The organism is Hyphomicrobium sp. CS1GBMeth3 (assembly GCF_900117455.1).
GTDB lineage: Bacteria > Pseudomonadota > Alphaproteobacteria > Rhizobiales > Hyphomicrobiaceae > Hyphomicrobium_C.
Genome location: NZ_FPHO01000002.1, coordinates 1,023,347 through 1,047,893 on the forward strand (window position 1 = coordinate 1,023,347; position 24,547 = coordinate 1,047,893).

The 24,547-nt window shown below is 64.9% G+C and carries 21 protein-coding genes; 12 read left to right on the forward strand and 9 right to left on the reverse strand.

Translation table 11 applies throughout. The annotated features are described in order from the left end of the window. Positions 1–2 precede the first annotated feature (2 nt). The 4 genes from fdhF to CS1GBM3_RS04980 form a co-directional block, all read right to left on the reverse strand. Entirely contained in the window at positions 3–2,885 is a 2,883-nt protein-coding gene (fdhF, locus tag CS1GBM3_RS04965; RefSeq protein WP_072392195.1) for a formate dehydrogenase subunit alpha, read from the reverse strand. A gap of 3 nt (positions 2,886–2,888) precedes the next feature. After that, positions 2,889–4,466 (reverse strand): formate dehydrogenase beta subunit, encoded by a 1,578-nt coding sequence (locus CS1GBM3_RS04970; protein ID WP_072392197.1) that lies wholly within the window; start codon positions 4,464–4,466, stop codon positions 2,889–2,891. Further along, on the reverse strand, positions 4,463–4,936 hold the full coding sequence (locus CS1GBM3_RS04975; protein WP_072392200.1) for a formate dehydrogenase subunit gamma: 474 nt from the start codon (positions 4,934–4,936) through the stop codon (positions 4,463–4,465). The genes CS1GBM3_RS04970 and CS1GBM3_RS04975 overlap by 4 nt, the downstream gene beginning before the upstream one ends. Positions 4,937–5,060: 124 nt before the next feature. After that, the gene (locus tag CS1GBM3_RS04980) at positions 5,061–5,969 is read right to left on the reverse strand and encodes a LysR family transcriptional regulator (RefSeq protein WP_072392203.1); all 909 of its coding nucleotides are present in this window, start codon (positions 5,967–5,969) and stop codon (positions 5,061–5,063) included. A gap of 261 nt (positions 5,970–6,230) precedes the next feature. Between CS1GBM3_RS04980 and CS1GBM3_RS04985 the strand changes: the two genes are divergently transcribed. From CS1GBM3_RS04985 to CS1GBM3_RS05000, 4 genes are all read left to right on the forward strand, one after another. Further along, positions 6,231–7,640, forward strand: a complete 1,410-nt coding sequence (locus tag CS1GBM3_RS04985) for a pilus assembly protein (protein ID WP_083567076.1) — start codon at positions 6,231–6,233, stop codon at positions 7,638–7,640. Positions 7,641–7,843: 203 nt separating this feature from the next. Continuing rightward, entirely contained in the window at positions 7,844–10,114 is a 2,271-nt protein-coding gene (locus CS1GBM3_RS04990; protein WP_171946424.1) for an NADP-dependent malic enzyme, read from the forward strand. A 57-nt stretch (positions 10,115–10,171) separates the two neighbouring features. Further along, complete coding sequence (locus CS1GBM3_RS04995) at positions 10,172–11,116, forward strand: cation diffusion facilitator family transporter (RefSeq protein ID WP_072392206.1); 945 nt, start codon at positions 10,172–10,174, stop codon at positions 11,114–11,116. A 79-nt stretch (positions 11,117–11,195) separates the two neighbouring features. Next, positions 11,196–13,094 carry a sulfatase-like hydrolase/transferase gene (locus CS1GBM3_RS05000; protein ID WP_244534554.1) on the forward strand — a complete coding sequence of 633 codons (1,899 nt, stop codon included), beginning with the start codon at positions 11,196–11,198 and terminating at the stop codon, positions 13,092–13,094. Positions 13,095–13,157: 63 nt separating this feature from the next. On the opposite strand, the gene CS1GBM3_RS05005 is transcribed toward CS1GBM3_RS05000, so the two are convergent. Both CS1GBM3_RS05005 and CS1GBM3_RS05010 read right to left on the reverse strand, forming a co-directional pair. Then, the gene (locus CS1GBM3_RS05005; RefSeq protein ID WP_244534555.1) at positions 13,158–13,787 is read right to left on the reverse strand and encodes a hypothetical protein; all 630 of its coding nucleotides are present in this window, start codon (positions 13,785–13,787) and stop codon (positions 13,158–13,160) included. Positions 13,788–14,064: 277 nt separating this feature from the next. Then, positions 14,065–14,757 (reverse strand): Crp/Fnr family transcriptional regulator, encoded by a 693-nt coding sequence (locus CS1GBM3_RS05010; protein ID WP_072392209.1) that lies wholly within the window; start codon positions 14,755–14,757, stop codon positions 14,065–14,067. A 251-nt stretch (positions 14,758–15,008) separates the two neighbouring features. On the opposite strand from CS1GBM3_RS05010, the gene CS1GBM3_RS05015 reads away from it, so the two are divergent. Next, entirely contained in the window at positions 15,009–15,527 is a 519-nt protein-coding gene (locus CS1GBM3_RS05015; protein WP_139247794.1) for a hypothetical protein, read from the forward strand. A gap of 30 nt (positions 15,528–15,557) precedes the next feature. Here the strand turns inward: CS1GBM3_RS05015 and CS1GBM3_RS05020 are convergent, their stop codons facing one another. Beyond that, a complete protein-coding gene (locus CS1GBM3_RS05020) occupies positions 15,558–15,860 on the reverse strand; it encodes a hypothetical protein (RefSeq protein ID WP_139247795.1) in 303 nt (100 codons plus the stop codon). 149 nt (positions 15,861–16,009) lie between these two features. On the opposite strand from CS1GBM3_RS05020, the gene CS1GBM3_RS05025 reads away from it, so the two are divergent. From CS1GBM3_RS05025 to CS1GBM3_RS05040, 4 genes are read left to right on the forward strand one after another with little or no spacing between them, the layout of a single operon-like run. Then, on the forward strand, positions 16,010–16,441 hold the full coding sequence (locus CS1GBM3_RS05025) for a DUF805 domain-containing protein (protein WP_072392218.1): 432 nt from the start codon (positions 16,010–16,012) through the stop codon (positions 16,439–16,441). Continuing rightward, positions 16,441–17,190: a sulfite exporter TauE/SafE family protein gene (locus CS1GBM3_RS05030; RefSeq protein ID WP_072392221.1), complete on the forward strand. Its 750-nt coding sequence runs from the start codon at positions 16,441–16,443 to the stop codon at positions 17,188–17,190. Before CS1GBM3_RS05025 ends, CS1GBM3_RS05030 begins: the two co-directional genes overlap by 1 nt. A gap of 45 nt (positions 17,191–17,235) precedes the next feature. Continuing rightward, positions 17,236–17,568 (forward strand): c-type cytochrome, encoded by a 333-nt coding sequence (locus CS1GBM3_RS05035; RefSeq protein ID WP_083567080.1) that lies wholly within the window; start codon positions 17,236–17,238, stop codon positions 17,566–17,568. Next, positions 17,565–17,888 (forward strand): c-type cytochrome, encoded by a 324-nt coding sequence (locus CS1GBM3_RS05040; protein WP_072392226.1) that lies wholly within the window; start codon positions 17,565–17,567, stop codon positions 17,886–17,888. The genes CS1GBM3_RS05035 and CS1GBM3_RS05040 overlap by 4 nt, the downstream gene beginning before the upstream one ends. Before the next feature lie 26 nt (positions 17,889–17,914). Here the strand turns inward: CS1GBM3_RS05040 and CS1GBM3_RS05045 are convergent, their stop codons facing one another. Then, entirely contained in the window at positions 17,915–18,286 is a 372-nt protein-coding gene (locus tag CS1GBM3_RS05045) for a hypothetical protein (protein WP_072393710.1), read from the reverse strand. Between the two features lie 131 nt (positions 18,287–18,417). On the opposite strand from CS1GBM3_RS05045, the gene CS1GBM3_RS05050 reads away from it, so the two are divergent. Further along, positions 18,418–20,061, forward strand: coding sequence for a hybrid sensor histidine kinase/response regulator (locus tag CS1GBM3_RS05050; protein ID WP_072392229.1), 1,644 nt, complete (start codon positions 18,418–18,420; stop codon positions 20,059–20,061). A gap of 7 nt (positions 20,062–20,068) precedes the next feature. On the opposite strand, the gene CS1GBM3_RS05055 is transcribed toward CS1GBM3_RS05050, so the two are convergent. Continuing rightward, positions 20,069–20,794: a response regulator gene (locus CS1GBM3_RS05055; protein ID WP_072392232.1), complete on the reverse strand. Its 726-nt coding sequence runs from the start codon at positions 20,792–20,794 to the stop codon at positions 20,069–20,071. A gap of 276 nt (positions 20,795–21,070) precedes the next feature. Here CS1GBM3_RS05055 and CS1GBM3_RS05060 point away from each other — a divergent pair, with 276 nt between their 5' ends. Both CS1GBM3_RS05060 and CS1GBM3_RS05065 read left to right on the forward strand, forming a co-directional pair. Beyond that, a complete protein-coding gene (locus CS1GBM3_RS05060) occupies positions 21,071–21,667 on the forward strand; it encodes a hypothetical protein (RefSeq protein ID WP_072392235.1) in 597 nt (198 codons plus the stop codon). A 200-nt stretch (positions 21,668–21,867) separates the two neighbouring features. Next, on the forward strand, positions 21,868–24,546 hold the full coding sequence (locus CS1GBM3_RS05065; protein WP_072392238.1) for a bifunctional acetate--CoA ligase family protein/GNAT family N-acetyltransferase: 2,679 nt from the start codon (positions 21,868–21,870) through the stop codon (positions 24,544–24,546). The last annotated feature ends 1 nt before the right edge of the window (position 24,547 follow it).

A 24,547-nucleotide genomic window follows, 5' to 3' on the forward strand; every position in this document is an offset into this window, starting at 1 on the left:
TCCTACTCCGCAGCCTCGGCGGGCACGATGCGGCGCGTCAGATCGGAGAACTCCTCGTACTCCTCCTGATACTGCGTCGGGCCGTTCGAGCGCGCGACCTCGACCGCCGTCACCTTGTACTCGGGGCAGTTGGTTGCCCAGTCCGAGAAGTCGGTGGTGATGACGTTGGCCTGCGTCGTCGGGTGATGGAAGGTCGTGTAGACGACGCCCGTCGCGACGCGGTCGGTGATCACGGCGCGCAGCGCGGTCTCGCCGGCGCGGCTCCTCAGTGTTACCCAATCGCCGTCCTTGATGCCGCGATGCTCGGCATCGAACGGGTTGATCTCGAGCACGTCCTCGGGATGCCAGGCCGTGTTCGCCGTGCGGCGTGTCTGGGCGCCGACGTTGTACTGCGACAGGATGCGGCCCGTGGTGAGGATCAACGGGAAGCGGGCGCCCGTGCGCTCGTCGGTCGGCACGTACTCGGTGAGCATGAACTTGCCCTTGCCGCGCACGAACTCGCCGACGTGCATGATCGGCGTGCCCTCCGGGTGCTCGTCATTGCAAGGCCATTGGATCGAGCCGAGCTTGCGGATCTTCTCGAACGATACGCCGGTGAAGGTCGGCGTGAGACGCGCGATCTCGTCCATGATCTCGCTCGGATCGCTGTAGTTCCAGCCGAGGCCGAGCTTCTGGGCGATCAACTGCGTGATCTCCCAATCGGCATAGCCGTTCTTCGGCGACATGACCTTCGTCACCATCTGGATGCGACGCTCGGCATTCGTGAAGGTGCCGTCCTTCTCGAGGAAGGTGCAGCCCGGCAGGAACACGTGCGCGTAGCGGGCCGTCTCGTTCAGGAACAGGTCCTGCACGACGACGCATTCCATGGCCTCGAGGCCAGCGGCGACATGATGCGTGTTGGGGTCGGACTGAAGAATGTCCTCGCCTTCGATGTAGATGGCCTTGAAGGTGCCCTCGACGGCGGCATCCAGCATGTTCGGGATGCGCAGGCCGGGCTCCGGATCGAGCGTGCAGTTCCACTCCTTCTCGAACAGCGCGCGCGTGGCAGCATCCGAGATATGGCGGTAACCCGTTAGCTCGTGCGGGAACGAGGCCATGTCGCAGGAGCCCTGCACGTTGTTCTGGCCGCGCAGCGGGTTCACGCCGACGCCCGGACGCGACAGATTGCCGGTCGCCATGGCGAGGTTGGCGATGGCCATGACTGTCGTCGAGCCCTGCGAGTGCTCGGTCACGCCGAGGCCGTAGTAGATGGCCGCGTTGCCGCCGGTCGCGTAGAGGCGCGCCGCGCCGCGGATCAGCTCAGGATCGACGCCGGTGTACTTCTCCATGGCCTCGGGCGAGTTCACTTCCTTCGAGACGAACTCGCACCACTCCTGGAACTCATCCCAGTCGCAACGCTCGCGCACGAATGCCTCGTTGACGAGGCCCTCGGTGACGATGACGTGCGCCATGGCGGTGACGACAGCGACGTTGGTACCCGGCTGCAGGGCGAGGTGGTAGTCGGCGTTGATGTGCGGCGACTTCACGAGATCGGTGCGGCGCGGATCGACGACGATCAGCTTGGCGCCCTCGCGCAGGCGCTTCTTCATGCGGCTCGCGAACACGGGGTGTCCGTCCGGCGGGTTGGCGCCGATGACGAGGATGACGTCCGACTGCTCGACGGAGTCAAAATCCTGCGTCCCCGAGCTCTCACCGAAGGCCGTCTTCAGACCGTAACCGGTCGGCGAGTGGCAGACGCGAGCGCAAGTGTCGACGTTGTTCACGCCGAAGCCGGCGCGGATGATCTTCTGGACGAGGTAGGCTTCCTCGTTCGTGCAGCGCGAGGACGTGATGCCGCCGACGGCGGTGCGGCCGTACTGGCCCTGGATGCGGCGGAACTCGGAGGCGACGCGGCCGATGGCCTCCTCCCAGGAGACCTCGCGCCAGGGATCGGTGATCTTGTCGCGCACCATCGGCTTGGTGATGCGGTCCTGGTGGGTAGCGTAACCGTAGGCGAAGCGGCCCTTGACGCAGGAGTGGCCGCGGTTGGCCTTGCCGTCTTTCCACGGCACCATGCGCACGACCTCCTCGCCGCGCATCTCGGCCTTGAAGGCGCAGCCGACGCCGCAGTAAGCGCAGGTGGTTATGGCCGAATGCTCAGGCTGGCCGATCTCAATGACGGCTTTCTCGGTCAGCGTGGCGGTGGGGCAGGCCTGGACGCAGGCGCCGCACGAGACGCACTCGCTCGACAGGAAATCCTCGCTCATGCCTGCCGACACGCGGCTGTCGAAACCACGACCGGAAATCGTCAGTGCAAAAGTGCCCTGCACTTCCTCGCAGGCGCGGACGCAGCGGTTGCAGACGATGCACTTCGACGGATCGTAGGTGAAATACGGATTGCTCTCGTCCTTCGCCATCCAGAGGTCGTTGGCAGCGCTGTCCGTGCGGCTCTTGGCGAAGACGTGGTTGGCACCGTCGTAGCCATAACGCACGTCGCGCAGACCAACGGCACCGGCCATATCCTGCAGCTCGCAATCGCCGTTGGCGGCGCAGGTCAGGCAGTCCAGCGGATGATCGGAGATGTAGAGTTCCATCACGCCTTTGCGCAGGGCAGCGAGGCGCGGGGTTTGGGTCTTGACGGAGATGCCGGGTGCAACCGGGGTCGTACACGAGGCGGGCGTGCCGTTGCGGCCCTCGATCTCGACGAGGCACAGGCGGCAGGAGCCGAAGCTCTCAAGCATGTCGGTTGCGCATAGCTTAGGGATCGCAGTCCCCATATCCATGGCGGCGCGCATGATGGACGTGCCTTCCGGCACCGTGACCTCGACGCCATCGATCGTCAGCGTCACGGTCTTCTCGGACTTGGACGCGGGCGTACCGTAGTCGGTCTCTTTGATCAGGGCCATTTGCTACTCCGCTGCCTCGGCCAGCTTACGTGCGGGCCGGCCGAAATCCTCAGGGAAATGCGTCAATGCGCTCATCACAGGATATGGGGTGAACCCACCCAGTGCGCAAAGCGAACCGAACTTCATCGTGTTGCAGAGATCCTCGACAACGGCGAGGTTCTGCTCCCGATTGTCGCCTGCCATGACCTTGTCCATGGTCTCGACGCCACGGGTGGAGCCGATGCGGCAGGGCGTGCACTTGCCGCAGCTTTCCACGGCACAGAACTCGAACGCGAAACGAGCCTGCTTGGCCATGTTGGCCGTTTCGTCGAACACGACGACACCGGCGTGACCGATCAAGCCGTCGCGCGCGGCGAACGCCTCGTAATCGAATGGAGTATCGAAGTAGGCGCGCGGGAAGTAGGCGCCGAGCGGGCCGCCGACCTGGACGGCCTTTACCGGCCGACCGCTGATCGTGCCGCCGCCGACGTCGTCGACCAACTCGCCCAGCGTAATGCCGAAGGCCGTCTCGAACAGGCCGCCGAACTTCAGGTTGCCGGCGAGCTGGATCGGCATGGTGCCACGCGAGCGGCCCATGCCGTAGTCGGCATAAGCCTTGGCGCCCTCGGTCAGGATGTACGGCACGGCGCACAGCGACAGCACGTTGTTGATAACGGTCGGCTTGCCGAACAGGCCCTTGTGTGCCGGAAGCGGCGGCTTGGCGCGCACAAGGCCGCGTTTGCCCTCGAGGCTCTCGAGTAGCGAGGTTTCCTCGCCGCAGACGTAGGCGCCGGCGCCCATACGAACTTCGAGCTCGAAAGCGTGTCCGGAACCGGCGACGTTCGGGCCGAGATAGCCGGCCTTCTTGGCGGCGGCGATGGCCTCATTGAGCGCCTTCTGGGCGTGCGGATACTCCGAGCGCAGGTAGATGTAGCCCCGAGTGGCGCCGACGGCGATGCCCGCGATGGTCATGCCCTCGACGAGCAGGAAAGGATCGCCTTCCATGATCATGCGGTCGGCGAAGGTGCCGCTGTCGCCCTCGTCGGCGTTGCAGACGATGTACTTCTGCGGGCCGGCCGTGTCGTGGACGGTCTTCCACTTGATGCCGGTCGGGAAGCCTGCGCCGCCGCGGCCACGCAGGCCGGACTTGGCCACCTCGTCGACAACCTCGATGGGCTTCATGGCGAGTGCGCGCTCGAGACCCTTGTAGCCGTCGTGGGCGCGGTAATCGTCGAGGGAAACCGGATCGGTGATGCCGCAGCGCGCGAACGTCAGGCGCGTCTGGCGTGTCATGTAAGGGTGCTCGTCGACGACGCCGATCGACAGCGGGTGCTTGATGTCGGAGACAGGACGGCCCTCGAAAAGGCCCGCCTTCACGAGGCTGTCGACATCGGCGACGGACACTGGACCGAAGCCATAGCGGGTGCCGTCGCGCTCGATCTCGACTAGAGGCTCGAGCCACAGCATGCCGCGCGAGCCATTGCGCACGATCTGGACCTTGGCGCCACTCTTCTTCGCCGCGGCGGCAAGCGCCGCCGCAACCTCATCCGCTCCCACTGCAATGGCTGCCGCGTCGCGCGGCACAAATACCCGCAACGTCATGCCTGGGCCTCTTTCAGGAGCTGATCGAGCCGATTGTTGTCCAGCCGGCCGACGATGCGCCCGTCGAGCATGGCCGAGGGCGCCGTAGCACAGAGGCCGAGGCAATAAACTGCTTCCAGCGTCACGCGGCCGTCGGCGCTGGTGCCGCCGCACTCGACACCGAGTCGCTCCTCGGCGCGCGAGACGAGGCGCTCGCAGCCCATGGACTGGCAGGCCTCGGCGCGGCACAGCTTCAGGATGTGCTTACCGGGCAGCTCGTGACGGAAATCATGGTAGAAGGTGACGACGCCGTGGACCTCGGCACGCGAGAGGTTAAGTTCCCGTGCGATAACGGGAATCGCTTCCTCCGGAACATGGCCGAACGCGTGCTGGTGGGCGTGCAGAATGGGCATCAACGGCCCCTCGAGCACCATATGCTCGGCAACAATCTCCACCGTGCGCTCTTCGCTCCACGGCTCGAAGCGGCTCATCGGCAGCCTCCTCCTTAGTTTATAGTTATTAGAAACTAGAATGACCCCGGAGGCCGTAAGATCAATATCGCTGTTCCGTGCGACGATAGATGACATCTATCAAAAATGTCGCACTTGCCTTGCTTTAGGCCAGTACAGCCTTCTGCTTCGCGTCTAGCCTCACACGCTTTGCATGCGCAATGAATGCTGCAACCAGCGGAGAATGAGGTTCCCTCTTGGCGACAACCAGCCCGATTCGATGGGTCACCGTCGGCTCGACCAGGGAGATTGGGCGCAGATTGCTCGGCCGGTCCAGGGTTTCCGCAAGCCGAGATGGCAGAATGCTAGCCCACTCGCCCGATCGTACGTGGGCGTACAGCATGAGCATTGAGTTGCTTTCCAAAGTCGGCGTCTGGGTGACACCGGCCTCCTTCAGGTGGCGATCGATCAGTCGACGGTTCTGCATATCGGGCGTCAACAGGCACAGCGGCAACTCGCCAGCCTCTGCCCAGGTCACCGTCTCACGGTCGGCCAGCGGGCTTTCTGGAGCCACCAGAAGCACATAGCGTTCGTCGTATATGCGGATGCTTTCGAAGCGGGGTGGCGGCTCGGTATCGACGTATGAGATGCCGATATCCACCTCGAGGTTCTCAAGCATGGCGAGGATGGCGTCGGAGGTCGTCGACAGCACCGTCAGGTTGACGTCGGGGTAGCGCCGGCGCATTGGCACCGTCAGCTCGGTCAGAAACGGCAGCGAGGTCGGAATCGCGGCCAGCCGTAAATGGCCGGAAAGTCCTTTTTTCAGGGCCTCGATCTCCTGGCGCATGGCGCGCGCGTCGCCCACCATGCGGCGCGACCAATCCAGGATCCGCTCACCTTCCGGCGTGAAGCATCGAAAACGCGAGCCGCGCTCGACAATCAGGACACCCAATTGGTCTTCAAGGCTTTTCAGCGCCGACGAGAGTGTCGGCTGCGTGACGCCGGCGGCCTCCGCTGCACGCCCAAAATGACGTTCACGAGCCAGAGCCAGAAGCAGTTCGAGTTTATCGATCATGATCTCAAGGGGCCGATCGTCGACCGGAGGTGCCGGAATTGTTGGCACACTATAGACCAGGGGGCTCCGGGGCGCACGCGAACCGGGCACGGACGGGATCTCTTTTGGATGTTCCCAACTCTATCTGTACGGCGTTTCTTACCGCACGGTTTACCTCAATACCGACAATTCAGGGTTCGGTCGTGCGCCCACCGGGGGAATTTACCAATCCTAAGCGGCCGGCGGTGAACTCTGGGGGCCCAGTTCCTGGAGCCCTCAGACATGGTTTTGCGCAAGGCTTCGTCTCCCGCCTTCACGCCCCCTTGCCCCTCGCAAACACGCCCGCGCAGCGGCCCCTTCATCGCCCACCTGGCGCGGTTCCGGCGCGAGGACAGCGGCAGCGTCGCGATCATCTTCGCGTTGATGTTCGTTGCGTTGGGCCTGTTCGTCGGTGCGGCGGTGGACCTTGGTCGCTGGTTGCAGGCACGTCACCAGACGATCGCGGCCATGGACGCGGCGGTGCTGGCGGGCGGACGCGTGCTGCAGCTCGACGATAAGGACGTGACCGGCGCGCGGGCCACCGCCTATCGCTACTACTCCGAGAATATCAAGGGGCGGACCCCCTTGGTCGAGGACACGATCACGTTCGACGCCATCGAGGACAACACTGCCTTCGCCGCGATGGGCAACGCCTACATGCCGACCACATTCCTCAACCTGGCGCGCATCTCGCGGCTGCCGCTGCTCAACCTCTCCGAATCTCATTTCTCGAAAGTCGATCTCGTCAGCACCGGCGGCTCCCAGGGTGACAGCAGCATCGAGATCTCGCTGATGCTCGACGTTACGGGTTCGATGTCGGGCAGCAAGATCACAGACCTCAAGCTTGCCGCCGAGGACCTGGTCAACATCGTGATCTCGGACAGCAGCCGCGCGAAGCCCGTGCGCGTCGCGCTGGTGCCGTTCGCGGAGGGCGTGCGGCTTCCGCAAAGTGCATTGTCGGTGGCTCGCGGATCGCCGGCCAGCTCCGTGACGGTCGGCAGCGGCTGGAACAAGGCTACGTATTACCGGGCGGAGTGCGTGGTGGAGCGCAAGGGCAACGAGAAATATACGGACGCGGCTCCAGGCACGAACACGTACGTGATGACGATGTACAACAGCTCCGGACGCTGCGGCCTGCCCGCCGCTGACGAGATTGTCCCGCTCACCAAAGACAAGACGCTGCTCAAATCCAGGATCAACGGTCTCGTACTCTCAAACACGACGGCCGGACACATCGGCACGGCGTGGGCGTGGTATGTGCTCTCGCCGAACTGGAACGCGCTTTGGAACACGGCCAACAAGGCTGCTGCGCATGGCGAGGAAACCGAGAAAATCGCCATCCTGATGACCGACGGCGAGTACAATCTTCAATACGATACCAACGGTATCTCGACGGGTTCGACAGGGGCCGGGTCGGCTGTGAACGGGTCGTCGACCGATCAGGCGCGTGCTCTCTGCACGGCGATAAAGGCCAAAGGCATCACCGTCTACACGATCGGTTTTGCCCTTGGCCGTAACTCGACGGCTGTCAACACGCTCAATCATTGCGCCACGGATCCGTCAAAGGCCTACACGCCGGAGAACGGCGAAGAGCTGCGCGAAACGTTCCGCAACATCGCGCTCAAGATCAACCAGCTCTACCTCACGCACTAAGGCTCCGGAACGCGAGAGACGTCTCTATCGCAAGCGTCGGCACTCTGCACGGCGCTGACGATGCCCCTGCCGACCTTCGGTACACGGCCATTCCGGTCGCAGCCGAAAGTCGGAAGAATGAGCTGTTGTCCGTCATGGAACGGGCTCGTAGGCTTGGCGCCCTTCAATGGCCGCCAGCCGAGCCCCCTCGCACCCATCCTATCATGGCAAACAAATCCCAACGCACGCGCATCACCGCCCAGGAGGCGTTGCAGTTTCACGCCCAGGGCAAACCGGGCAAGCTCGAGATCACGCCCACGAAGCCGCTCGTCACGCAGCGTGACCTGTCGCTCGCCTACTCGCCGGGCGTGGCCGTTCCCGTCGAGGCCATCGCCGAGAACCCGTCGCTGGCCTACGACTACACCAACAAGGGCAACCTGGTGGCTGTGGTCTCGAACGGCACGGCGATCCTCGGCCTCGGCGACCTTGGCGCATTGGCGGCAAAGCCGGTGATGGAGGGCAAGGGCGCCCTGTTCAAGCGCTTCGCCGACATCGACGCCATCGACCTTCTCGTCGACACCAAGGACGTGGATGCGTTCATCGGCTCGGTGCGCTACCTCGGGCCGTCGTTCGGTGGCATCAACCTCGAAGACATCAAGGCCCCTGACTGTTTCGTCATAGAGGAGCGGCTCAAGGAGCTGCTCGACATTCCTGTATTCCACGACGATCAGCACGGGACGGCGATCATCGCCGCAGCCGGACTGCTCAATGCGCTCGAGCTTACGGGCCGCGACATCGCCGACTGCCGGCTGGTGGTGAACGGGGCCGGCGCTGCCGGCATCGCGTGCATCGGGCTCGTCGTCGCGCTCGGCTTGCCGGTCAAGAACATCACGCTTTGCGACACCAAGGGCGTCATCTACCAGGGCCGCAAGGACGGGATGAACCAGTGGAAGTCGGCCTACGCGGCGAAGACGAAGGCGCGCACGCTGGCGGATGCGCTCGACGGAGCCGACATCTTCTTCGGGCTTTCCGCCAAGGGTGCGGTGACGCGCGAGATGGTGGCCTCGATGGCGCCGAAGCCGATCATCTTCGCGATGGCGAACCCTGATCCGGAGATCACGCCGGAAGAGGTCGCGCTCGTGCGTGACGACGCCATTGTCGCCACTGGGCGCTCGGACTATCCGAACCAAATCAACAACGTGCTCGGTTTCCCGTTCATCTTCCGCGGCGCGCTCGACGTGCAGGCACGCACGATCAACGACGAGATGAAGATCGCCGCCGCGCAGGCCCTGGCCGCGCTCGCACGCGAGGACGTACCGGACGTGGTGATGGCGGCGTTTCTCGGCCGGCGCCCGACATTCGGGCCCGAGTACATCATCCCGGCGCCATTCGATCCTAGGCTCATCAGCCGCGTTCCTCCGGCCGTGGCTCAGGCCGCGATGGACTCGGGCGTTGCGCGTCGCCCGATCGTGGACATGGACGGATACGTGTCACGCCTCAACGCGCGGCTCGATCCCGTCTCCGACTGGCTGCACTCGATCTTCGAGCGGCTCCGGTCGGAGCCCAAGCGCATCGTGTTCGCCGAGGGCGAGGATCCGGCCGTCATCCGCGCCGCCAACAGCTACGTCTCGCAGGGCTTCGGAACGGCGGTGCTGGTCGGCACGGAATCGGTCGTGCGCGAGCGGTTCCGCGAGGCCGGTATCCGGCTGCGCGACGCGTTCGAAATCGTCGACGCGCGCAGCTCGTCGGCCAGCGAGGAGCTCACCGAGTTCCTCTATGCACGCCTGCAGCGGCACGGCTTTCTGAAACGAGACTGCCTGCGCCTGGTCATGAACGAGCGCAACGTGTTCGCCGCGCTACTCGTTGCGCACGGGCTCGCCGACGGCATGGTCGCGGGCGTGACGCGCAACTGGGCCAGCGTCTATCAGGACGTGCTCCGTGTCATCGATCCGCGCCCAGGGCGGCATGCGGTCGGCGTGACGCTCGCGCTTTGCCGCGGCCGCGGCGTGCTGGTCGCGGACACCAACGTGCACGAAGCGCCAACCGCCGAGCAGATCGCGGACATCGCGATCGAGGCGGCGCATGCGGCGCGCAAGTTCGGCATGGAACCCAGGGTGGCACTGCTCACCTACTCGACCTTCGGCCAGCCGCCGAACGAGCGCGCCCAGCAGATGCGCCACGCAGCCGACATCCTCGTGGAGCGGGCGGTCGATTTCGAGTTCGACGGCGACATCGCCGCGGACGTGGCCCTGTCGCCCGACCTCATGAAGATCTACCCGTTCTGCCGTCTCACAGGGCCTGCCAATGTACTCGTAATGCCGGCCGTGCACGCGGCCTCGATCTCTACAAAGATGCTGAAGGAGCTCGCTGGCGCGACGCTGATCGGCCCCCTGCTCGTGGGGCTCGAGAAAAGCGTGCAAATCTCAACCCTTGGCGCGAAGGAGGCAGACATCCTCAATCTCGCGGCGCTGGCGGCTTACGATTTCGGGGGTTGACCCTCCCCTCCTTCAACCGCCTATGTGGACGCCGGCTTAAGCAAGCGACCGGAGACCATGCATACGCACGCTCATCCGCACGCGCATTCTCATGGCCACGCGCATGGCGCAGGGGCCAGCGAGCGGCGGATCGGCTGGGCGGCTATTCTGACCGGCGGGTTCATGGTGGCCGAGTTCGCCGGCGGCATCATTTCAGGCTCGCTGGCGCTGATCGCCGATGCCGGACATATGCTCACGGACACGGCCGGCCTGACGCTGGCTTGGCTCGGTTTTAGGCTCGCTCGCAGACCCGCCGATTGGAAGCGCTCCTACGGCTATGATCGCTTCGGCGTGCTGGTGGCCTTCGCCAATGGCCTCATCCTGTTTGCGATCGCGGGCTGGATCGTAGTCGAGGCCGTGCATCGCTTCCGCGTCCCCTCGCCCGTGCTCGGCGGCGTCATGCTGTGGGTCGCGTTGGCAGGCCTCGCCATAAACCTGGTCGCGTTCTGGCTCCTCAGTGGCAACCACGACAATCTCAACATGCGCGCCGCTGCGTTGCATGTTGTCGGCGACTTGTTGGGATCGGTGGCCGCAATCGCCGCCGCCGTCGTCATCCTGGCCACGGGATGGACTCCGATCGACCCCATCCTGTCGGTGTTTGTCTCACTGCTGATCCTTGGCTCGGCGGCCCGTATCGTGCGCGACGCGGGCCATATTCTGCTTCAGGGAACGCCCATCGGGCTCGACCCAAAGGAGATCGCCGCCTCCATTGCGGAGTCCGTCCCGGCCGTGCACGATGTCCATCACGTGCACGCTTGGTCGCTCAGCCAGGAGCGGCCGATCGTTACGTTGCATGCGCGCGTGTCGGACAACGGCGAGGCCCCGGAGCGGATCACGGCGGCGATCAAGGCCCACCTGAGAGAGCGATACGGCGTCGGCCACGCCACAGTGGAACTGGAGTTCGAGCACTGCGCGGATACCGGCAACGCCCGGCACGGCCCGGCCCCTCGGAACCGACGGTAAGGAACACTACGCAGCGTTCCCTATTGCACGTGCGAGCGGGCCCGCCATACTCCTTTCCCGGACCAGGAGGGGGGACGTAATGGCCAAAGACGCGGGGTTAACCCGAAGAAATGCCTTGAAACTTGGGCTTGCCGGAGCCGCTGGGGCGGCGGGGCTCAAGGGGGCTGAGGCCGCAGCGGGGGGCACCAACAAAGGTACCACGGGAAAGCGCAGGCCGAACATCCTGTTCCTGCTCGTCGACGAACAGCGTTTTCCGACCGTCTACGAAAGTGCAGCGCTCAAGGAGTTTCGCGCCAAGTACCTGCCCGCACAAGGGCGCCTCGCCCGATCCGGCGTCAGCTTTCAGCGCCACTACGTGGCGTCGGTTGCGTGCGTGCCGAGCCGCACGTCGCTCTACACGGGCCACTACCCGTCGCTGCATGGGGCCGCCAATACGGACGGCGCCGCCAAAGCCGCCAACGACCCCGACATGCACTGGCTGCTGCCGGGCTCCGTGCCGACGTTCGGGCACTACCTACGCCACGCCGGCTACCGCACCATCTGGAAGGGCAAGTGGCACGTCACGGAGTCCGACCTCAAGGTGCCGGGCACCGAGCAGGTGATCACCAGCTACGACGAGACCGGCGTCACGGACCCGGAAAAGGAGGCCATCTACCTCAACGCCGACGCGCTCGACCCGTTCGGGTTCTCGGGCTGGGTGGGGCCTGAGCCGCATGGCTCTGATCCGCTGCGGTCCGGCTCGTCCGCGGGCCAGGGGCGGCAGGCGCGCGACCCGGCGATTGCGGCGCAGGTGGTCCAGGCCCTCAAGGATTTGCATGCCTCGGAGGACAACTCGCCCTGGTTCCTGATGGCTTCGTTCACGAACCCTCACGACATCGCGTTGTGGGGCTTCTTCTCCAACCTGGCGGCCGAGCAGCAGGCAGCGTACGACTTCAGCGTGCCGGACTTCGTGCCGGAGGAGGTGTTCGACCGCAGCCTGTTCGGGCGCACGCGGCTCGAGAAGCTCGACGACAAGCCGTCGTGCCAGAGGTCGTACAAGGACGCCTACAGCAAGTTCATGCAGCCCGCCTTCGCGAGCCGTGAATACTACCGCTTCTACTACCGACTGCATGCCGACGTTGACCGGCATCTGGCCCAGGTGCTGGCCGCGCTCGACGCGACGCGCTTTGCGAGCAACACCATCATCGTGTTCACCTCCGATCACGGCGACATCCTCGGCGCGCACGGCGGATTGCATCAGAAATGGTACATGGCCTACGAGGAGGCGACGCGGGTGCCGCTCGTCGTCGTGCTGCCGCAGCAGAAGACGCCGCGCGCGGTGCCGATCCCGACCAGCCATATCGACATCGCGCCGACGTTGCTCGGTCTTGCCGGCGTCGATCACAATGCCGTGCGCGAGGCGATCGCGCCGAGCTTCACCGACCCGCTGCCACTCGTGGGGCGCGATCTCTCGCCTCTGATCCGTGGCGAGGTGGCCGCGGAGAAGATTTCCGAGCCGATCTACTTCATGACGGACGACGATCCGAGCCGCGGCCTCGACCAGAAGAACTTCATCGGGCTCACGTATGATTCCGTGGCGCAGCCCAACCATGTCGAGACGGTGATTACGCAGATCAACGGCGAAGTCTGGAAGTACTCGCGTTATTTCGATCATCCCCGCTACTGGAGCGCGCCCGGCACGCCCGGCGCGGAGGGCGTGCGCGACGTGGTCAACACGTTCAAAGGTCGGGAAGGCGACGAGGAAGGTAGCGCGCGGCGCATCTACGAGGAGCGCGTCAAGACGGAGCCGGTGCCGAGCGAGTACGAAATGTACAACATCACGGCCGATCCGATGGAGCTCGAGAATCTCGCCGGCAAGCCGGAGTGGAAGGAGCGTGAAGGCGCACTCCGCGAACTGCTCGTGGAGCAGTGCGCGCGCAAGCGGCTGGTGCCGAAGAGCGGTCCTGTGCCGGGCGAGGTCGGCTGCCGGAAGGTATAGGGGCGCTTCGCTCAAGCGCCCCTAGGGAAGCGATAGCTCTGAGCGAGACTTTTCCGGACTTCGTCAGCCCGGGGCCTGGACGTTGAGGTCGGCGGGCTGGCTGAAGGTGCCGTCGAACAGGCGCTTCTCGGCGTCATCCCCCTTTACCACCACGTTGCGCGCCGGCAGGCCGGTCCCCTTGTCGATGTAGAGCGTCTGAATGTTGTCGGGCCCGGCGGCAGACTGGTTGTCACCCTTGGCCTTCTCTTCGACGACGGCCGGGAGCTTCGCCTTATAAGCCAAGTACGGCTTGCCCTCGAACGTGGTTTCGCCCAGGCACTCGTACTCGAGCGTGCTCTTCGACGGCTGGGCGACAGTTTCCTTCAGCTGCTTGGAGATTACCTCGGCGAAATTGGCCGGCACCTCGGTCCATCCCTGTCCCTGGTTGGACCAAACCTTGTCGCCGATGGCAATGGTTTCCATCTTTGCCGGCGAGTTGCCGAGGCTCACGCGCTGGTGCATGCGGTCGGGCAGGATGTAGTCGACGGTCATGCTGAGCGAGCCCTGCTGCTCGTTGACGATCTTCGTCTCAAGGCGGAACCCTTTACCGCTGCGCAGTTTGGAGAAGGCCTGATCGACCTCGTCCTTGCAGCTGGCGTTTGCCGCGCCAGTGAGCCCAAGCATCAAAGCCGGAACAATCAGAAAGCGGACCACAGAACTCTCCCTAGCCACGTTATTTTTGCTGGGGTTCTGCGGCCATGCGACGGCGATGTCATGGCAGAAAGGACGGGGATAAATTCCCGACGACCAGGGCAATTTGCCTTTGTGATCTCAGACGGCGCCTTGCGTGTCAGCGTTTACGGATGCGGCGTTTCAGAGAAAGAGGAGACCGGCCCCGGGCCCGCCATAGCCACGTTCCGGCGAGCGGGGCACGTTTGCGAGCCTGGAACCGGTCATTCCGGGCGGCGGGGGATGCGCCGCTGTCGGATCCTTATTCGTTGGCCAGATCTGTCAGCCGGTCGATGTCGCACAGGTGAACGGTGGTGCCGCCCTGCTCGACCTCGATGACGCCCATCTCGCGCAGCTTGGTCAACGTGCGGCTCACGGTTTCTATGGTCAGTCCCAACAGATCCGCGATGTCGCTGCGCCGCATGGCGAGCTTGACCTCATCCCTGTCGCGGTTGTCCGAGCGACGGTGAAGGGCAAGCAGGAACGCGACGACGCGTTCGACCGCGCTGCGCTGTCCGACAGTGACCAAGAGGCTGCGCGCGGCGACAAGATCCTGGCAGACCGACTTGTAGAGCTTGAGGGCGAGCGAGGCGTCCTTCTCCGCGAGGCTCTCAAGGGCCGAAGCCGAGAGGCAGCGGACGCGAGAGGGGCAAGTGGCCTGAGCGCTCATGATGTGCTCGCCGATCATGCCGAGGCCGATGTAGTCGCCGGGATAGGCGAAGTCGATGATGCGGCGGCGGCCGTCGTAGAGCGTCTTGTAGATGGCGATCACGCCTTCCTCGACGCGGTAGACGTGTGTGCGGGGATCGCCCTCGCAGTAGACATGCTCCTTCGGATGGACCCGGCGCTCGGACGCCTGGGTGAGCCTGTCCTCCAGCATCGTCTGGCTGTCGGCCGAGCGGGACATGGAAGACTTCAGATAAGGGCGGGTTTTGAATTCGGTGGTCGCGAGCATCGTCTCTCCTCCGCCGCGTCGGCCCTGCTGGCCGGGGTGTGATGGGGGAATTAAACGTGCGTTGCGAACCGGCAGTATGCGCAGTGCGTGACGAATTGTGAGAGTTTGTAACCGCCCTCGTTTTGGGGGTTATGAGCGCAAGCGCATGATCCCAATCAAGCCCGCATGGTGGCTGCGACATTAAGATTGGCCGACGTCAAACAAACCCAGGCCAGTCAATGCCATCTCACGACGCCAGATCCGCCCGGCACGTGCTGGACCTTAACCAACGGATCGCGACCGATCGCCATCTGCAGATGGAGCTCGACAAAGGTATGGACAGCCTTGCCGCAGGCGCGGAGGCAAACACACGTCAGCGCTTGGCGCGCGTGCTCTCGACCGTGCTCGAACCCGCATGGCTCGAGCATACGAGCTTCCAGAGCGACGCTTTGTTTCCGCTTGTCGTCAAATATCATGGTGCAGCGACGGATATGCGCAATCTCCTTGCGCAACTCAGTCACGAACACGAGGAGATCTCCCACTGTCATCGCGATGTGTCGGTGTTCCTCGGCAATGTCATTGCCGGACGACGCGGCGTGGAGTCCGGCCTCAGCGCCTGCCTGCTCCGGACCGTTGCACTGCGGCGCAACCATTACGCGACGGAGACGGCGCTTACGCTCATGCTTCCGAATGCGCTCGATGAAGCCGATTGCGACACGCTCGATCACTGGACGCGCAACCGCGCTGGAGTCGGTTTCCCGGTCAACCTGATCCTGGATATCTGGGATTGAAGTCCGCCACTCAGATTGAAAATCGGCGACTCAGCAGACGGCGGGGGCGCAAAGCTCGATCGAAAACTTCTGGTGCTTGCGCTTGCGCGTGAAATTGAACTCCCGGCCGTCGATGCAGGAGATGCGACCGTCGACGCCGAACTCGTCGCCGAGTGGGATCTCCTGGTAGGCGATCACCTCATTGAGTTGGCACGCCCTCTCACTCTTGAGCTGTGTCTCGAGGACAATGCGCCAGTGCGGCTCGGCGGGAAGGTTCTCATCGTCCGCGTGAAGCGCGGCCGGAGCCAGAACCACGAACGTCGAGACGATGGCGGCGTAGCGAAGCGTCGGCATGGAGGTCATCCCAACTCGTTGTTTCCGGAAGACAGTCGCCACTTCATGGGCGATGCGCTTTGACCTATGTCAAACCGGCCCGCGCCAGGCCCGCCTAGGGTCGTCACGTCCGGCTCAACAGATTTTCAACGGCAAGCCGAGAGGCGCACATGAGCGGCTATCTCATCGATCTCTTCTTTTCACTGAAAGGCCGTGTGGGGCGACGGGACTGGATCGTCTCGACGCTGGTTGTTGCGTTCCTTGCCGTTGTCGGCGTCTGGCTCTTCAACGACGACGGCTTCGACGAAAGCCTCAATGCGGTTTCCGGGGCGCCGACCATGGCGGCCTTTCTTTGGGTTGCGCTCGGCCTCTTCGTGTTCACGGCGCTCTCCGTGAAGCGCCTGCGGGATGGGGCCAGTTCAGCCTGGCTCGTCCACACTCTCTGGATTCCAGGCGCGATCGCGCTCATCGGCTGGGGCCTTGGCGCATTCTCTGGCCCCGACGTGCGCGCGGATGCGTCTCTCGCACTCCCCGCTCTGGCGGTGATCGCCCTTCCGGCCATTGCCCGCTGCGCCGTGCGGCCAACGAGTGAGGCGACGTAATGGAACTCGGCCTGCTTTGGCCATTCGCAGCGGGCGGGTTCGCGCTCGGTCTCGCCAGCACGCTGCATTGCGCTGGCATGTGCGGGGGGATTGCGTCGGGGCTCCTGCATTTCGGGGCGCCGCGCAACGCCGTGGAAGGCGCCTCGCTCGCCTCGCTGACCCACGCAGGACGGATCACCTCCTACATTGCCGCGGGGGCGTTTGTGGGTGCGCTTGGCGCGCCCGTGCTCGGATGGCTCGACCGCGACACCGCGTTCCGGCTCGCGCAGTGGGCGGGCGCGGTGGCGCTAATGTGGATCGGGTTGTCGACTGCCGGCCTGCTACCGCCGCTCGCGGCACTGGACCGCCTGCTGGCGCCGCTCTCCGGCGTGCTGGCACGTGCCGCGCGCCCGTTTCCAAACCGATACGTTACCGCGATCGCCGGCGGCCTCGCCTGGGGCCTCATGCCGTGCGCCATGGTCTACGGCGCGCTCTTCACGGCCATGCTCAGCGGCTCTGCGATCGGTGGCGGAGCCGTGATGGTGGCGTTCGGAATTGGCACTCTGCCGGGCCTCCTGATCACGACGGCGGGCTTTGGGGCGCTGGTACGGAGCGCGCGCGGAAACTGGCGTGTCGCCGCCGGGCTCGCGATTGCGACGTTGGGCTTCCTTACGGTCTGGATCCCCCACAACCACCTGAGCCCGATCTGCGCACCGAGCGAGCAGGCTGCGTTGACGGATATCAACGCACGCCCTTCGCTGCTACCCTAGCGTTTCTCGTGGCGTTAGACTCGTTGCTCATCGGAGACCCGTTCCATGCGACTTGCAATGATCGCCGCAGCGTTTGCGCTCTATGCCGTCCCGGCCCCGGCGCTGGCCCAGCAGCTCGGGAACGCGGAGAAGGGTCTTGCCTACGCGCGTGCGCACTGTGGCGAATGCCACGGCGTGGAGCGTGAGGCGGAGGATTTCTCGCCCAACGCCGATGCCCCCGATTTCTCTGTTGTCGCGAATACACCCGGCATGACCGAGCGCGCGCTTGCGGTCTGGCTGCAGACGTCGCACCCGACGATGCCAAATCTCATTGTTCCGGAAGAGGCGCGCGACGACGTCATCGCCTACATCATGAGCCTCAAGGCGCCTAAGCCATGAAGGGGCAGAGCTTCGCCTTCGCCGCGCTCGCGCTGCTGATGGCGGAAACTGCATCGGCGCAGCCCGACCGGGTTGAGCTTGGCCGCCAAGCGCTCGAATCGCGTTGCAGCCGCTGTCACGCAATCGGGGCGGAGGGCGCGAGCCCGCATAGCGAGGCGCCACCTTTCCGCGATGTCGTGAAGCGCTATCCGCCCGAAGCGCTCGAGGAGTCGCTGGCCGAGGGGATCGCATCCGGACACCCCGACATGCCGGAGTTCGTTCTGGCCCCGGAAGAGATCGATGGCGTCGTCGCGTACCTCAATACTCTTTCCGACAATTAAGCCTACCGGGCCGCTAGGCTTTGACTTTAGTCGAGGTCTGTCACGGCGCGTACGAGGAAGGCACGGAGAATGCCGTCGCTTTCCTTGATCGAAATATACTCTCCCGGGATGAAGCGATGCTTGTCGAGCTTGAAGCCCGGCTCGTCATCACTCGATTGTGCGGGGTCGTAGTCAAAGGCCCAATTCCCGTCCGGGAGATGCACGAGATGGCCGAGTTGGCTCGACTCGTGGGCCCAGAAGCGCTTGACGCGGCAGCGGTCACGGGTTTTGCGCCATTCGGCCGCGTCGAGATAGCCTGCGGCATCAAGAGGCGCCACGAACTCGTATCCTCGGTCGCGGCTGCCCGTGGGAAACTCATGATCGCGCGCAAGCTCCAGGCGCACATGCCTCAGCGTCATGCAAAGCTCCTTGTTCGACCCCATCCTCTTGATCTAAGGCTCGAACCCGTGTGACGTTGATGCCAATCGAGCTCCAGCCGGCGGGAGCCCCCATCGTCAGCGCCCGGACAGCCGGCCGAGGTGGCAGCGACATGGCCCACGATCTTCCAGGTTCTCCGTCGTCGAAAGCGAGCGCGGCGCTTGCGCAATCTCAGATCTCGGCCATTCTCGCCATCGCCGCTGACGCCATCATAGCGCTCGACGACAGCTTGCGGATTACATTGTTCAACGACGGCGCGTCCGCGATTTTCGGCTATACGCCGTCCGAGATCATCGGCCAGCCGCTCGACCTCCTGATCCCTGAGCGCATGCGCATCGCGCACAAAGGTCACGTCGCGGATTTCGCGGGCTCCCCAGTCGCGGCCCGCAAGATGGGCGAACGCCGGGAGATCTTCGCGCGGCGCAAGGACGGCTCGGAGTTTCCCGCCGAAGCCTCGATCGCCAAGCACAAGATCGACGGGAGCATGGCCTACATGGTCGTGCTGCGCGACGTGACGGACCGCAAGGCCGCCGAAGGGGCGCTCGCCTTGGCGAACAGCGAGCTCGAAGCGCGCGTCGCCGACCGCACCCGCGCGCTCGAGGCCGAGATCCGCAGGCGCGAAGAGGCACACGCCGCGCTTATCCAGGCGCAGCGCATGGAGGCGTTCGGTCAGCTCACGGGCGGCATCGCGCACGACTTCAACAATTTGCTTACCATCATCACCGGCAATCTGGAGCTGCTTGGCAACGCGACCGGGCCGCACGGGACGACTGAGCAGTCGGCATTCATCAAGCGCGCGGCGGACGCGGCGGACATGGGCGCGGCGCTGACCAAGCGGCTACTCACGTTCGCGCGCCGCAGGCGGCTCACGCCGCAGGTGCTCGACGTCAACGAGATGATCCTGAACCTTACCGCGCTGCTGCAGCGCGCGCTCGGCGAGCCGATCGCGCTGACCACGGTGCTCGCCGGCAACCTGTGGCGGACGCAGACGGATGCGAGCGAGCTTGAGAACGCCATCCTGAACCTCGCCATCAACGCGCGTGATGCCATGCCGGGCGGCGGTAATCTCGTGATCGAAAGCCGTAACGTCACGGGCGAGGAAGCGGGGCTGCCCTCGAGCGGCGCGTTCGTGTTGATCTCCGTGACCGATACCGGCCACGGCATGCCACCCGAGGTGATCGAGCGCGCCTTCGAGCCCTTCTTCACTACCAAGGAACCCGGCCGCGGCACCGGGCTCGGTCTCAGCACCGTCTATGGTTTTGCAGAGCAATCCGGTGGGCACGCCGGGATCGAGAGCGCGCCGGGGCGCGGCACGACCATCAACCTCTACCTGCCGCGGGCGACGGAGGATCCGACGGCGACGGTCGGAGCAGCGGAGCAAGTGCCGATGTCGGAGAACGCCGAGGCGGTGCTCGTCGTCGAGGACAATCCCGAGGTACGGGAGCTGACGCTGCAGCGTGTCGAAGGGCTCGGCTATGTGGCCATCGAAGCCGAGAACGGCGTTGCGGCCATCCGCATGCTCGAAAGCGGTGCCGACGTGCAAATCGTGCTGAGCGACGTCGTGATGGCGGGTGGCGTCTCAGGCTATGACGTGGCGCGGTGGGTTTCTGAAAACACGCCACACATCAAGGTGCTGCTGACCACCGGTTATGCGGCAGAGGAAACACAGTCAGGCGCTGCGGAAATCCCCATTCTGCGCAAGCCGTACAAGCGCGCAGACCTCGCCATCGCGCTGCGCGATGCGCTCCAGAGCTAGCTGATCGCTAAAGGCGCTTGGCGTTGCCAGCAAAGACATAGCCCACACCGCGCACCGTCTTGACCAACTGCGGCCGCTCGCTCTCGGGCTCGATCTTGCGGCGCAGACGGGCCACCAGACCGTCGATGGAGCGATCCATCGGCGTCCACTCGTGGCCTTTCAAAAGATCCATCAGCTCGTCGCGCGAGAGCACGCGGCCAGGACGCTGCACCAGGATTGCCAGCAGGTTGAATTCGGCCGTCGTCAGCTCGCACGCCTTGCCGCCCGGATCGCGCACCTCACGCCGGGTGAGGTCGATGGTCCAGCCGTCGAATGTGTAACGGTTTCCAGTCGGAGCTGGCTCCCCTTGCGCAGCGGATGGCTCAATCCCCTGGTAGCGGCGCAGCACGGCGCGGATGCGTGCCACGACCTCGCGCATCAAAAAAGGCTTGGCGATGTAGTCGTCGGCCCCGAGCTCCAGTCCAACAACGCGGTCGATGGGATCGCTCTTGCCCGTGATCATGATGATCGGCGTGTTGCGCTTCGCCCGAAGATCGCGCGCGAGGCTGAGCCCGTCCTCGCCACCGAGCTTGAGATCCAGGGTCAGCAGGCTCACCGGCCGGCTGGCCAATAGCGCGTCAGCCTCGGCGCCGCTTCCGGCTTCGACAACAGAAAAGCCCTCGGCCTCCAGGCCGGCACGCAGCAGGGCCCGGACCTCGGGCTCATCGTCAACAATCAGGATCGGCTCGCTCATGGCAGAAGGTCGGTCGCTCGCACTCACATCACAGAATAGTCGGGACAGCGCATTGGTATTGTATTTGCACACATATTAGAAGCCACTCGGCTTCCACCTCTTCTAACAGGTGGGCTTGCGGGCAGGTTGTCACATCATGTCACACAATCTCACAAACGCAGCATACGCCAGCCACGCAGGTCGGGTTTCTTCGTTGCTGGGGCCCTACCGTGATTCAACTGCGGAATCTGTGACCAAGTCCGCTCCCGGGGGGCCAGAAGTGCGGCGAGGTGTTTTTTGCAAGAGGATTCCAGCAATTCGCGCACCGGACCGGGCTCTCTGGAGCTCGAGACCGAGCCTGTGCCCGCGATCCCGCCTCCCTCTCCGCTCGCCGAGCCCGGCCGGCATCGGTACGCCGTCGGAGTGTTTGCTGTGCCTTCGAAGGTGGCCGCAGCGGTCGTGGCGCTCTCCGCCCAGGGATGCGATGTCCTCGTGGTCTTCGATCCGGCGCGCGCCGGGCCGATGCTCGCACCTGCACACAACGGACGCTTGACGTTCCATCACATTGACAGCTCGGCCGCGTTGGCCGGTGGCATCATCGCGATGCTCGCCGATCAGACGCCCTTCGTCGCACTCGGGTCGAGCCTCCAGGCCGCCCCAGGTGAGGTACGATCCGGACCAGGGATACAACGGCTCTTCGACAAACTTGGTCATCATCTGGAACGGGGTGCTGTTGTTGTCATCGTGCATGCTCCCGACGCCGAGCGGCAGCTCCTGGCCTCGCGCGGCTTGCTTGAAGCCCAATGCGACATTCTTCTGACACATGATGTGCTGCTGCCGGGCGAGCTCGGCCTCGGTGCGACCGCGACGCTGCGTCCCGCTACCCCGTCTTGATCGTGCTGCTCGGCTCCCCTCGATGCCCTCCGCTGGATTACAGTAACCCGCTACAAACCGTGTCGCAAAACGGCATTATGCACGCCGCGCAAGGACCGCTATCAGCGCGGGAGCGAAATCCGGCTCGCGCTCTCGTCCGTTGCGCGCCCAGGCGCGCGTAACGCACTCTTGACGCTTCGCACTTCACACAGGCTGGCCGCATGACGATCCGCAATCTCGAGGCGCTGTTCTCCCCTTCCTCCGTCGCCTTCATCGGGGCGAGCCCCACGCCCGGAAGCGTCGGGCGCATTGTTGCCTCCAACCTTGTCAGCGGCGGCTTCAACGGCAACGCGTGGCTCGTCAACCCGCGCCATGCCGCCATCGACGGCGTGCCGTGCTACGCTTCAGTGTCCGCGCTGCCGGCTGCACCGGATCTGGCCGTGGTTGCGACACCGCCCGCCGCGGTGCCGGGCGTGATTGCGGATCTGGCTCGACACGGGACGCGCGCCGCCGTTGTCATCACGGCCGGCCTCGACCGCGACCTACGCCAGCGCATGCTGGACGCCGCGTGCCCCAGCTGCCTGCGTGTTCTCGGCCCGAACTGCATCGGGCTCATTCTGCCGAAGCTCGGCCTCAACGCCAGCTTTGCGCACATGATGCCGCGCAAGGGCGACCTGGCGTTCCTTTCGCAATCCGGCGCGTTGGTGACGGCCGTGATCGATTGGGCCGGAGGCCGTGGCATCGGCTTTTCGAAGGTCGTCTCCATGGGCGAGATGGCCGATGTCGACTTCGGCGATACGCTCGATTATCTGGCGGGCGATCCCGAGAGCCGCGCGATCCTGCTCTATGTCGAGCAGGTCACGCATGCGGCGAAGTTCATGTCGGCGGCACGGCGCGCCGCGCGCGCCAAGCCGGTCATCGTGCTGAAATCGGGCCGTCACGAGGCCGGTGCCAAGGCCGCGCATTCGCACACGGGCTCGCTCTCGGGCTCGGACGCGGTTTACGACGCAGCGTTCCGGCGGGCGGGCCTCGTGCGCGTCGGAGATCTCGACGGTCTGTTCGAAGCGGCGGAGATGCTGTCGTTCACGCCGCATCTGCCCGGCGAGCGCCTCACCATTCTGACCAACGGCGGCGGCGCGGGTGTGCTCGCCGTCGACCGGCTCGAGGATTACGACGGCACGCTCGCCGAGCTCTCGCCGACGACGATCCAGGCACTCAACGCCGTGCTGCCGCCGACGTGGTCAAAGGGCAATCCCGTCGACATCATCGGCGACGCGGGACCCGAGCGCTACGAAGCGGCTATGCACGTGCTGCTCGAAGATCCAGGCACGGACGCGGTGCTCGTCATGAATTGCCCCACGGCGCTTGCGTCGAGCGAAGACGCAGCCGGCGCCACGCTGAAGGCGATCCAAGGCGTGCCTCAAGGGCGGCCGCGAAAGCCGGTGCTGACAAACTGGCTCGGCGACGGCGCGGCGGCGAAAAGCCGGCGCATGTTCTCGGAGGCGCGCCTGCCCTCCTTCACGACGCCGGCGTCCGCCATCGACGGCTTCATGAACCTCGTGCGCTACCGGCGCTCCCAGGACGAGCTGATGCGCACGCCGCCGGCCAGCCCCCAGGAGGCGACTTTCGATCGCGATCACGCGCGGCAGGTGATCGCCGGCGCGCTGAAGCGCGGCCAGCCGATGCTGACGGAGTTCGAGGCCAAGGCCGTGCTCATGGCTTACGGCATTCCTGTCGCCGAGACGGTGTTCTGCGCGAGCCCGGACGCGGTGGCCGCCGCAGCGGGCAAGATCCTCTCGCAGCATCGTGCCGTCGTGATCAAGATCCACTCCGACGACATCTCTCACAAGTCCGACGTGGGCGGCGTGCGCCTCGGCCTCATGAGCGCGGACGAAGCGCGCGAAGCGGCCCGCTCCATGGCGGCGGAAATCGCGCGCATTCGCCCCGATGCGCATCTCGAAGGCTGGGTGGTGGAGCCGATGATCGAGCGCCCCGGCGCGCACGAGCTGATCATCGGCATGATCGAGGACGCCACCTTCGGGCCGACGCTTTTGTTTGGCGCGGGCGGTACGGCTGTCGAGGTGATCAAGGACACGGCGCATGCGCTGCCGCCGCTCGATCGCGGCCTTGCGCGCGACCTCATGCGGCAGACGCGCATCCACCGTCTGCTTGTCGGCTATCGCAACGAGAAGCCGGCCGATCTCGATGCCATCGCCGATGTTCTGGTGCGAGTCAGCACGATGATCGGCGACCTGCCCGAGCTGCGCGAGCTCGACATAAATCCGCTCATCGCCGACGACAAGGGGTGCATCGCGCTGGACGCGCGCATGCGGGTGGCGGACGACGCTACGTCGCCGCGCCGGCCGATGTCTATCCGACCCTATCCCGCGGCGTGGGAGAAGGAGACTGTGCTGGACAGGATCGGGCTTATCCGCGTGCGCCCGGTGCGGCCCGAGGACGAGCCGCTCTACGAGCGATTCTTCGAGAAGGTGACGCTGGACGACATGCACATGCGGTTCTTCACCGCGAAGACCGACCGCTCACATAAGTTTCTGGCGCGGCTGACGCAGATCGACTACGCGCGCGAGATGGCGTTCGTCGCTTTGTCGGAGCCGGGTGGCGAGCTCCTGGGCAGCGCGCGGCTCATCGCAGATCCGGACTACACGCGCGCGGAGTACGCGGTGCTCGTGCGCTCGGACCTCAAGGGGAAGGGCCTCGGCTGGCTCCTGATGCAGCACCTTATCGCCTATGCGCGCGAGGAAGGGCTCAAGGCGCTCTATGGCGAGGTTCTGGCCGCTAACACGACGATGATCGAGATGTGCCGTTCGCTCGGGTTCACGATCGAGGCCGATTCCGAGGATCCGGGCCTGCGCCATGTGACGCTGACGCTCAAGGGCTGAT